The following is a 10105-nucleotide window of genomic DNA, read 5'->3' as shown; positions in this document are numbered from 1 at the left end:
GCGCTATTTATATGATTGCTTCTATCGTTTGGCTCAATTGATGACACGCCCTAGACTTATGCGGATATTTTCCAAAGCCCGAAAAAAGTCTTACAATAGAAGAAATAAACAAGATTATTCAGAGCAGAAAATGATAGGTCTTGATACAAATATTTTAGTTCGTCTTGTTACAAAAGATGACCCTCATCAACTCACGCAGATTCTTACCTTTTTATCAGGGGCAAAAACCAACTCCATACCTCTTTTTATAAATTATATTGTTTTATGTGAGCTAGTCTGGGTTTTAAAAAGTGGATATAAGTACCCAAAAAATACCATTGCATCATTTCTCAATGATTTAAGCCATACGCAAGAAATCTTTTTTCCGAATAAAGAAGTTGTAAGAGAGGCTATTGAACTTTATAAAAAAGGAAAAGAAGATTTCTCGGATTATCTAACATTTACACATAATAAAAAAAAAGGCTGTTCCCTAACTTACTCATTTGATACCCAACTGATTAAAGAAAAAATTTTCCATCTACCTTCCTGATATAACGCTCAGGCCTAAAGAATTCACTTAAAGGCAGATAAACTTATAGTTCTTGACCTTTAAGCGCCTCTCTTCCAATTCTAATTCTTCAATTAATAAAGTTAAAATGATGGATAAAATTTTAAAACCTATTTCCCTGGGGAGATTTTATTAGAAGAATTCATTCTTTCTCTCAATATTAGTCAGAACTAGCTTGCGCGAGATATGAATGTTCCTCCTACAGGTATCAATGATATTATTCATAATAAACGGAGTATCACTGCAGATACAACATTGCGTCTTTCTAAATATTTTGGAACAACTCCAATTACAATTGGACTATGATCTTCGATTTTCTATGCTCAATTCATAGCCTACTATTGAAAAACGAATAAGGCCCTATCAAATTTCTACTTTAAAAAATCTGCTCTGCCTCAAAAAAACAGGCCCTTGCTGTGTAAAAAAGAAGAGAGCGTTTACTACTATTGTCATCTCGCTTCTTCTTTAATCGATGGCCCCTTAACACGTGTATAAAAACGGACTCTTTTCTAAAAAGAAAAAGAAATTTTTATCACGAATTTCAAAGTTTAATTAAATAACTAAGATTAAGGGTTTCTTTCATCAAAAAGCCATAAAAATCGAATCTTTCTTTTATCTCTCGTCATTATCAAAAAAACATATATATATTTATTCAGACATATAAAGTGATTTCTCAAACAGGCTCATCTTTTATGCTTCCTCGAGACAAAGGTCTTGGGCTTAGCGAGTTCTTTGTCAATTCGTCATCTTCTTTATGATATAATGCAGAATATCCACTTCTTGAAGGGGAGTGACTCAAGTATCCAAAGTTGCAATCACAACAAGAGGTATTTAACTTTAAACATGCACCTCCACAGCAAAGGATTCCTGTGCAGATGGATAGAGCGATAATAAGATCTGTTAAAGGATTGGCTATACTCTTTCCAAAATGGAGAAAATAGCCAAAAAAAGAAAGAAAAGAAACGATGTAACCCTTAAATGTTAGAACTTTTTTGAACATAAAAATCTCCTTTATTTTACCCCTAAAAAGAACACAAAAAAGCAAAGTTTTTTAATGCAAAAGAGACACATTCTTATAAAATTTTAGCTATATCACCTGTTTAGGATGTATTCGTTCTGTGCTTATTTAATTTTATGCTAACACACTTCATAATAAGAGAAGCATTAAAAAAATTAATTTAAAAAGATGTGTTTTCATAAAGATAATGAAAAAAGTAATTTCTTTCTTCTTTATAATCAAAGAAGGATATTGTCTTAAACTGAATTACCGTTTAGAAATTTAAGAGATTAAAGTTATGACATAGGAGGAAAGCGTTCATGGGCTCTATCTTCCAAGTTTATTTTTAAGAAAAATCCAATTCTTTTCTTAAAGTGAACATTCTTTTTATATAATCAAGGGGTAAATAATGAACATCCATTTTACTGAGAAAGCTTCTTCAAAAGGCATCCTTATTGTTGGTATTTATGAAGAAAAAATTCTGACAGAATCTGCCCAAAAGATTGATCAAAAAACAGATGGACTTTTAACACGTGTCTTAAAAAATGAGCCTTTTTCTGGAAAGAAAAAAGAAATTCTATCTTTAGTTGCTCCCTACGGGCTTGAAAATTCAACGCTTCTTCTGGTTGGCCTTGGCAAAAAAGGAAGTTTAAGTGCCCAGGATTGTGAAGTGATTGGAGGCCATTTAACAAGTCATCTTATGACACTTTCTCAACAAGAAGCATGTCTTCTTCTTGAAGGAATAGAGGAAAAACTATTATCTCTTCCTGAGATTGCAGCACATCTTGCAGAAGGATGCCTTTTACGCTCCTTTTATTTTGATAAGTATCATACCCAAAAGCAAAGTGAAAAAAAGTCGATTCTTAAAACCATCTCTTTTGTTCTTCCCTCACAGACAGAGATAAATAAAGCAACACAATTATTTGAATCCCTTTCAAGTGTTGCAAAAGGCGTTTTTTACACACGTACATTTGTTTCTGAGCCCCCGAATGTCCTTTATCCAGAAACGTTTGCAGAGGAACTTAAAGACTTAACAAAGCTCGGCGTTAAAGTTGAAATCCTCGGCGAAAAAGAAATGCGCAAATTAGGAATGGGAGCTCTCTTAGGCGTTGCGCAAGGTAGCATTAAAGAACCAAAATTGGTTATCCTAGAATGGCAGGGAAAAGATAAAACAACAAAACCTCTTGCATTTGTTGGTAAAGGTGTAACCTTTGATACAGGTGGGATTTCTCTCAAGACAGCCGATGGCATGCCAGACATGAAATATGACATGACAGGAGCTGCAACAGTCGCTGGACTTCTCAAAACTTTGGCTTTGAGAAAAGCGCCTGTAAATGCTGTTGGTGTTTTGGGATTGGTTGAAAATATGCCAGACGGAAATGCCCAACGCCCCAGTGATGTTGTTAAAACACTCTCTGGTCAAACAATTGAAATTCTTAATACCGATGCAGAAGGAAGATTGGTTTTAGCAGATGCCCTCTGGTACACGCAAGATCGTTTTAAACCAGAACTTATGATTGATCTTGCAACCTTAACAGGTGCCATTGTGATTTCCCTTGGAAATGAATATGCAGGACTTTTTTCAAACAATGATAAGCTTGCTGAACAACTCTATCAAGCAGGTCTTGATGTCAATGAAAAACTCTGGCGTTTTCCTCTTCATGAAAACTACGATAAAGATATTAATTCTGCCATTGCAGATATGAACAACACGGGCTCAAGTCGAAAAGCTGGAAGCATTACAGCTTCTCAACTTCTTGCGCGGTTTGTAAATAATGTTCCTTGGGCGCATCTTGACATCGCAGGCGTCGCTTGGTCTTCTAAAGATGATGATCTTTATGAAAAAGGAGCAACTGGATATGGTGTGAGGCTTTTAAATAAATTCATCTCAACCTATTATGAAACATAAAACAAAACTTATGAAGAAGGAAAGAATCTCCTCTTTCCTTCTTACTTTTCCTTTTGCCTAAAAAGAGAAAATCTTTTGAAATCATGTCAAAATCACCCTTAGAAGTTCGTTTCTATCACCTGACAACAACGCCCCTTGAAAAGGCTCTTCCGAAACTCCTTGAAAAAATTATTTCACAAGGACATAGGATCCTTATCTTAACAGACTCAGAAGACCAAACTGAGTCGATTGCCATTCAATTGTGGACGTATTCTCCTCTTTCTTTTTTACCGCATGGAACCCATAAAGATGGATTTGAAAAAGACCAGCCTATATTTTTAACATCTTTAGAAGAAAATCCAAATAACGCCGATATTCTTATTATTCTAAACGGAAAGCATCCAAAATTTATAGAAACCTTTACGCATTGTTTCTATGTCTTTGAAGATATGGAAAACACTAAAAAATTATCTGCTGTAGAACAGTGGGAAAATTATCAAAAGCAACCCTATCTTTTAAGTTATTGGATGCAAAAAAAAGATGGAAGCTGGGAAAAAACAAAAGAAAAAAACGAATAAGTTTTTTTCACTTGGACCCCACACGTTTTTGTTTCTTAAAGATTTTTAAATACCTTTTTTTCGCTATATATCAATGTGTTATGTAGGAAAATTTCCCTTAACACCTGACATATTTCGAAAAAAGGTAAAATATAGCAGGATAGCATCCTGTCAAGAGGTGTAAAATTAGATTGAATCATTGTGCTTTTCCGAGCCAGTGAGTAACTCCATTGAAGCAGGATCCATATGGAATAGTTTATTTAAACTATTCCATTTAAGGCGAGAATTCGTAGAAAGCAGTTAAAACTTTGGAGTTCTCCAGACTACTTTCTCATGATTTTTTCTGTTATTTAGAGGCGTTTACCGTGTACATAAGAAAATTGCCTTGATTTTATAAATATTAGTAATTAAATAACCGTAAGATATTCTTGTTTTATCTAAAAAGTCATTTTTAACCAACCAATGAAAGGTTTCATTATGAAAATAAGAAATATTATTATGCTCTCTTTTGTTTTTCTGGTTACAAGTACTTTCAACGCCTATTCCTTTCAGGAGCTTGACGACATGGAAAAACAAATCTTACGCTCTGGTGATCCAACTCGTAAGTTTGTTGCAGAGTCAGAGGAGCTTTCTACTGAGAGTCGCCAAGCCCTAAAAACAAAATTTAATGAAGGTAATATTATAAAAGTAACACTTCTAAAGCCATACGAAGTACAAAAGGGAGAATTCATTTCTCTTCAATTTTCAGGGCAAGTCTTGACGCACGGAAGGCAAGAACAGATTTTAGAGCATTTATGGGTGAATAACAGTGTTGTGGCCTTTGCAAAGTCCTATTTAATAGGCAGGACATCCTCAGCGGAAGAGGGGACACAATGGGCTCTTGAATATCGTCCAACAGAAAGTTTTAATGCCGCTTCTCAACTTTGGCCAGATACTCTCATAGAATTTTTACATTTAGTGATTACAGATCATCAGGCAATGAGCTCTTTGGGGTCAATAGGCACCAAAATTTACAATTTAGATATTCAAGCTCCTTATAATCATGCGGATGAGTTAATGAAATCTAATCTTATGAGTGTACCCGGTGTAAAAATTACCCGTACTCTTTTTAATTTCACGCGTTCTTGACATTTCCTCTCCCTCTTAAATGGGGGAGATCTTTAAATTTAAGTGACACACTGATTTAAGAGTAGTTACTGATTCATCGAAATTGTTTCTTCAATTTTTAACAAAGTTATCCTTATACCCTTTGTTTCCCCAATGAACATGACACATTCTGCCGCTTTCCGTTTAAGAAAGACAAAGTTTTTTAACAAACTCAAGACCATTGACTAAAAAAAAACGAGAAAAAGGTAATTTTTATTTTTCGAAAAAAATACAGACTCTTCTTCTTGCTTTAAAAGCAGTACTCTTCTTACTCCTTCCTTAAAAGAAAGCGTTTTCGAGAGCCCAATTATTAAAAACTTGGTGGTCTTAAGCATATATTATGCTTTTTAAAATAGAGAAGATCTAAAAATTCTAATTTTAGTTTCTATGAGCAGCTAAGCTTCTCGCCTTTCAACCGTTCTTGGGGATGTTTTATTAGTCCCTCTTTTCTTTTGATTTTTTAAAGATAAGCCACCCGCTTAAAGAAACCCCAATACTTACAAAAATAACAATGAGTGTTGCAAGGGCATTCACTTGGGGCGTAACGCCCAATTTCACACTTGAAAAAATAACCATAGGAAGGGTGGTAGAACCAGGCCCGGATACAAAACTTGCAATCACAAGATCATCTAAAGAAAGGGCGAAAGCTAAAAGCCAGCCTGCTCCAAGAGCAGGTGCAATGAGAGGAAGTGTAATAACAAAAAAAGACTTCAAAGGACGCGCCCCAAGATCAAGAGCAGCCTCAATAAGCGTATTATCAAACCCAAAAAGCCGTGCTTGCACAATGGACGTTACATAAGCCATGGCAAGGGTTGTATGGGCAATTGTAATTGTTAGAACCCCTCTTGCCTCTGGCCAACCGATCATTTGTTTTAAAGAAACGAAAAAAATAAGAAGGGACAAGCCCGTGATAACCTCTGGCATAACGAGCGGGGCCGTAATAAGTCCTGAAAAAAAAGTTCTGCCTTTAAATCGTCCAAATCTTACTAAAACGAGTGCAGCAAGTGTTCCAAAAATAAGAGCAAAGGTTGCAGAAAGGGTGGCTACTTTTAAACTTACCCATGCGGCTTTGAGCAATTGGTCATTATCAAAAAGACTTTGATACCATTTCAGAGAAAACCCGTCCCAAATGGTCACAAGTCGTGATTTATTAAAGGAAAAAGCAATCAAAATTAAAATGGGGACATAAAGAAAAGCGTATCCAAAAAGAAGCCAGGTTAACAGAAAAGAAGACAATTTTTTATGCATTCATTTGACCTCCTTCTCCCCGTTGATCACGCTGAACATTTTTTTGAATATACTGTAAAAGAATAATAGGAAATACAAGGAATACGAGCATTCCAATTGCAACAGCTCCTGCAACCGGCCAATCACGGTTTACAAAAAACTCATTCCACAAAACCCGTCCAATCATAAGCGTATCTGATCCTCCTAATAAATCTGGAATTACAAATTCCCCAAGAGCTGGAATGAAAACTAAGAGAGAACCTGATATAATTCCTGGACTGCACAAAGGAACAGTTATTCTCCAAAAAGTTCGAAAGGGTCTTGATCCAAGATCATAGGCAGCCTCGAGAAGAGAGGGATCTATTTTTTGAAGCGATACATAAATGGGAAGGATCATGAAAGGAAGATAACAATAGGTTATACCGATGGAAACAGAAAAAATAGTATTCAGGAGTCGAAGAGGTGCTTCAATTAAACCTAATTTTAAGAGAATCGTGTTCACAACGCCATGATAACTTAAAATTCCGATCCAGGCATAAACACGAATTAAAAAAGATGTCCAAAAAGGCAAAATAACCATCATCAGAAGAAGAGTTTGGTATTTCAAAGGTGAACGCGCAATTGCATAAGCCATTGGAAATCCAATAAGAAGACATGCAGTTGTTGCAAGAGCTGCAAGTCCCAATGAATTTAAAATTGCTCTTATATAAAGATCATCCCAAATTAAATAAAAATAATTTCCAATATTAAGTTTAAAAGCAATAACGTCTTCCCCCATGCGTTCCATTAAGGGCAAATAAGGAGGAATACCCACCGTTAATTCTGAAAAACTAATTTTTAAAACCATTAGAAAAGGAATAAAAAAGAAAAGCAACACCCAGGCATAAGGAAGAGCAATGACGAAAAATCGACTTGATATTCGCTTTTTGAAAAATAAAATAAGATTCCAAAAGAACCTGGGCGTCATTTTTGTAAACCAGTACTTTCTAAACTGTTAAAACAATCCCGTTTTCAGGTTGCCAATAGAGATAAACTTTATCTTCCCACGTTACAGGTTGTTCCGTCAAACGCAGAAGATTCGGAAGCGTTGCAAGAACACGCCGGCCATTTGCTGTTAAAACATGATAAATAGAAACATCTCCTAAATATTCAATATCATCAACTATCCCACTGGTATAATTATACATAACATCAGGTTTTCCATGGGACATTTTTGAAATTTTAATCTTTTCAGGCCTAACCGCCACCGTAACATGCGCACCAGGCGGAATCGTTGCAGAATGGCTAATACAAAGCTCCGAAGGCATGCTATCAGATTGGACAATAACATGATCTGGCGCATCTTCAAGAATAATACCTTCAAACATGTTAATATACCCTATAAAATCGGCCACAAACCGAGAATTCGGAAATTCATAAATTTCATGGGGCGGACCAACTTGACGGATTTGGCCTTCATTCATCACAGCAATACGGGTTGACATGGTCATAGACTCTTCTTGATCATGACTCACCATAATAAAAGTAATACCCACACGTTCCTGAATAGTGACAAGCTCAAGTTGTGTTCTCTCTTTTAATTTTTTATCAAGCGAAGCAAGAGGTTCATCTAAAAGAAGAAGTTTTGGCTGTTTTACTAAGCTCCGAGCAAGCGCAACACGTTGACGTTGGCCTCCCGAAAGTTGATAGGGCATCCGATTCACAAACGCAGACATTTGAACAAGATCTAAAACGCTCTCGACCCTTTCCTTGATTTCATTCTTGGGAAGTTTTTCTTGTTTTAGACCAAAGGCAATATTTTGGCCAACACTCATATGTGGAAAAAGCGCATAAGATTGAAACATCATGTTAACAGGGCGCTCATAAGGAGGGGTGCTTGTCATGTCAATGTCATCAATAAAAATTTTTCCCGAGGTTGGCGTCTCAAAACCCGCAAGCATTCTTAAAAGTGTTGTTTTACCGCATCCTGATCCCCCTAAAATCGAAAAGAATTCTCCTTGATAAATAGAAAGACTCAAATTATTTACAGCCATTATACCATCGAATTCTTTTGAAACGTTTTCAATCCGTATATAAGGACGATTTTTGGGGTCAAGCCAGGGATCAAATTTATACGAACGTTTTGGAGATTTTGAAGCCATTTGATTTCCTCTTTTAGACTATCCTATATGCCTGTTTTAATCCGAATCCAAGCCCTCGAGCGCCATCTTTCAAAGTTCTGCGGCGCACTTTTGCTAACAAACAATGTTTTCATTACAGAAGCAGGTGGATAAATAATAGGATTATTACGCACTTCTTTTGCAACGTACTGAAGAGAAGCCTTATTTGGATTTGCATCATAAATATAATTTGTAATTTCCGCAATAACTTGAGGACGCAAGATAAAATCAATGAATTTATATGCGTTTTCACGGTGAGGAGCATCCTTTGGAATGGCCATGACTTCAAACCATATCTCTGCACCTTCCTTAGGAATCGCATATTTAATTTGAAATTTTTGATTCAATTCTTTTGCACGTAAAGATGCCTTCAACACATCTCCTGACCACCCAAGCGCAAGACACGTTTCTCCTGTTGCAAGATCTTCAATAAGTCCTCCGGCTGTAAACTTTCGAATAAAAGGTCGAACAGATTTTAAAATCTTAACGGCTTTTTCAAATTCTTCACGGGATGTCGTATTCGGATTTACTCCTGCATAAACTAAAATTGCATTAAAGACATCAAGGGCACTGGATTGAAGAGACACACCGCATGTTGCAAAATGCTGAACGATTTCAGAGTTAAATAAGATCCCAAAATTTTCTGTTAATTTTTCGATATCTACCCCTGGCATGCATTTGGAGAGTTTCTCAGGGTTATAAGCGATTCCTATTGTTCCCCATGAATACGGAATTCCATAATTATTTTCAGGGTCTATTTCTTCCAATCTCTTTAAAACATTTGCATCAAGATTATGATAGTTTTTGAGTTGGCTTTTATCAATTTTCTCATAAATTCCTGCTTTAATTTGACGTGCAAAGAAAGGATTAGCAGACGGGAACACAACATCATACCCTGAATTCCCGAGAAGGAGTTTTGCTTCCAAAACCTCATCACTGTCATACACGTCATAATTAACCTTAATTCCGGTTTCTTCTTCAAATTTTCGAAGAACATCCGGCGCAATATCATCTGTCCAATTATAAATATTTAAGACTTTTTCATCTTGCGCACTCAGTGGAAAAAGATTTCCGGTCGTTAAGAAAAGAGTCATAAAAAAGATAAAAGATCTTATACTTTTTCTTTGAATGAAAAAGGCTTTTTTAAACGTTCTTTGATCTTTCCCTATACGCATACTTTTTGATCCATTTTAGACTGATTGAATGTTTAAAATTTTGAAATTGGCTTCTCTCTTTCTAATATGCATTAAAATCAGCTTAAAACAAGAATAGTATTTTATATCGGGCCCTCATTTTTAAAAATGATTAAATTTATCTTAAGAGCGTATCTTTTACATTCTTCTCTTTATTTCTAGGTTGATCCCAGGGGTTTACTTTATCTTATACGGGATAATCCCGCCTCAAAAAGGAGGAAATTCTTGAAAAAATTCTTCTTTCTTGTTATAAGTAGAAGAATTTTCAATTTATAGAGCATAAAGAGTTAATGATGATTTTCTATTTTAAACAATTTATACTTCTTACTTTTATTTTAACCCGAACTATGGATAAAAAATAATTAACAGATTGAAAAGATTGAGGTATTTT

General features: G+C 35.5%; 9 protein-coding genes. 4 read left to right on the top strand and 5 right to left on the bottom strand.

Annotation, left to right across the window (positions count from 1 at the left end; all coding sequences use genetic code 11):
- Positions 1 to 40: 40 nt before the first annotated feature.
- Positions 41 to 529: a type II toxin-antitoxin system VapC family toxin gene (locus JSS34_07505; GenBank protein MBS0186162.1), complete on the top strand. Its 489-nt coding sequence runs from the start codon at positions 41 to 43 to the stop codon at positions 527 to 529.
- Between the two features lie 691 nt (positions 530 to 1220).
- Here the strand turns inward: JSS34_07505 and JSS34_07500 are convergent.
- Positions 1221 to 1547, bottom strand: coding sequence for a hypothetical protein (locus JSS34_07500; protein MBS0186161.1), 327 nt, complete (start codon positions 1545 to 1547; stop codon positions 1221 to 1223).
- A 406-nt stretch (positions 1548 to 1953) separates the two neighbouring features.
- Here JSS34_07500 and JSS34_07495 point away from each other — a divergent pair, with 406 nt between their 5' ends.
- From JSS34_07495 to JSS34_07485, 3 genes are all read left to right on the top strand, one after another.
- Positions 1954 to 3453 (top strand): leucyl aminopeptidase, encoded by a 1500-nt coding sequence (locus JSS34_07495; protein MBS0186160.1) that lies wholly within the window; start codon positions 1954 to 1956, stop codon positions 3451 to 3453.
- Between the two features lie 83 nt (positions 3454 to 3536).
- Positions 3537 to 4010, top strand: coding sequence for a DNA polymerase III subunit chi (locus JSS34_07490; protein ID MBS0186159.1), 474 nt, complete (start codon positions 3537 to 3539; stop codon positions 4008 to 4010).
- A gap of 456 nt (positions 4011 to 4466) precedes the next feature.
- Positions 4467 to 5117, top strand: coding sequence for a hypothetical protein (locus JSS34_07485; protein ID MBS0186158.1), 651 nt, complete (start codon positions 4467 to 4469; stop codon positions 5115 to 5117).
- Positions 5118 to 5570: 453 nt separating this feature from the next.
- Here JSS34_07485 and JSS34_07480 read toward each other — a convergent pair whose 3' ends face one another.
- Genes JSS34_07480 through JSS34_07465 form a run of 4 tightly spaced genes read right to left on the bottom strand, consistent with a single transcriptional unit; the run spans position 5571 to position 9696 of the window.
- Positions 5571 to 6383 carry an ABC transporter permease subunit gene (locus JSS34_07480; GenBank protein MBS0186157.1) on the bottom strand — a complete coding sequence of 271 codons (813 nt, stop codon included), beginning with the start codon at positions 6381 to 6383 and terminating at the stop codon, positions 5571 to 5573.
- Positions 6376 to 7329, bottom strand: a complete 954-nt coding sequence (locus JSS34_07475) for an ABC transporter permease subunit (GenBank protein MBS0186156.1) — start codon at positions 7327 to 7329, stop codon at positions 6376 to 6378. Before JSS34_07475 ends, JSS34_07480 begins: the two co-directional genes overlap by 8 nt.
- A 19-nt stretch (positions 7330 to 7348) precedes the next feature.
- Positions 7349 to 8503, bottom strand: coding sequence for a polyamine ABC transporter ATP-binding protein (potA, locus tag JSS34_07470; GenBank protein ID MBS0186155.1), 1155 nt, complete (start codon positions 8501 to 8503; stop codon positions 7349 to 7351).
- A 23-nt stretch (positions 8504 to 8526) separates the two neighbouring features.
- Positions 8527 to 9696, bottom strand: coding sequence for a polyamine ABC transporter substrate-binding protein (locus tag JSS34_07465; protein ID MBS0186154.1), 1170 nt, complete (start codon positions 9694 to 9696; stop codon positions 8527 to 8529).
- Between the last annotated feature and the right edge of the window lie 409 nt (positions 9697 to 10105).

It is taken from the genome of Pseudomonadota bacterium (assembly GCA_018242545.1).
GTDB lineage: Bacteria > Pseudomonadota > Alphaproteobacteria > 16-39-46 > 16-39-46 > 16-39-46.
This window is presented reverse-complemented; position numbering and strand designations above follow the sequence as displayed.

What these genes read in the sequence shown, in the direction of transcription:
- JSS34_07505 (MBS0186162.1), top strand. Translation starts at nt 41, where the DNA reads ATGACACGCCCTAGACTTATGCGGATATTTTCCAAAGCCCGAAAAAAG.
- JSS34_07500 (MBS0186161.1), bottom strand. Translation starts at nt 1,547, where the DNA reads ATGTTCAAAAAAGTTCTAACATTTAAGGGTTACATCGTTTCTTTTCTT.
- JSS34_07495 (MBS0186160.1), top strand. Translation starts at nt 1,954, where the DNA reads ATGAACATCCATTTTACTGAGAAAGCTTCTTCAAAAGGCATCCTTATT.
- JSS34_07490 (MBS0186159.1), top strand. Translation starts at nt 3,537, where the DNA reads ATGTCAAAATCACCCTTAGAAGTTCGTTTCTATCACCTGACAACAACG.
- JSS34_07485 (MBS0186158.1), top strand. Translation starts at nt 4,467, where the DNA reads ATGAAAATAAGAAATATTATTATGCTCTCTTTTGTTTTTCTGGTTACA.
- JSS34_07480 (MBS0186157.1), bottom strand. Translation starts at nt 6,383, where the DNA reads ATGCATAAAAAATTGTCTTCTTTTCTGTTAACCTGGCTTCTTTTTGGA.
- JSS34_07475 (MBS0186156.1), bottom strand. Translation starts at nt 7,329, where the DNA reads ATGACGCCCAGGTTCTTTTGGAATCTTATTTTATTTTTCAAAAAGCGA.
- potA (MBS0186155.1), bottom strand. Translation starts at nt 8,503, where the DNA reads ATGGCTTCAAAATCTCCAAAACGTTCGTATAAATTTGATCCCTGGCTT.
- JSS34_07465 (MBS0186154.1), bottom strand. Translation starts at nt 9,696, where the DNA reads ATGCGTATAGGGAAAGATCAAAGAACGTTTAAAAAAGCCTTTTTCATT.